The sequence below is a fragment of the uncultured Kordia sp. genome (assembly GCF_947489565.1).
In the GTDB taxonomy this organism is placed as follows: Bacteria; Bacteroidota; Bacteroidia; order Flavobacteriales; family Flavobacteriaceae; genus Kordia.
Window position 1 is genome coordinate 1 of sequence record NZ_CANLEA010000078.1, and the last position, 269, is coordinate 269.

Consider the following 269-nt stretch of genomic DNA (forward strand, 5'->3'; position numbering starts at 1 on the left):
GATAGTGGAACAGTAACGATCACCGATAACGACACACCAGCAATGAGTGTAGGTGATGTAACGGTTGCAGAAGATGCAGGAACAGCAAGTGTAGCGGTGAGCATTGACAATCCAAGTAGTGTAGATACCGTTGTAAGTATCACTACAACCGATAACAGCGCAACGAATCCAGATGATTATACGACCACAACAGTAACAGCAACGATCCCAGCGGGACAAACGACAGTAGATGTAAGTATTCCAATTACAGATGATACTACCGGTGAACC

The 269-nt window shown here is 45.0% G+C and carries 1 protein-coding gene; it reads left to right on the top strand.

Going from position 1 to position 269, the window contains the following annotated elements; all coding sequences use genetic code 11:
* A partial coding sequence (locus Q0845_RS27785) for a Calx-beta domain-containing protein (protein ID WP_298521226.1) occupies positions 1 to 269 on the top strand: 269 nt, incomplete at both ends.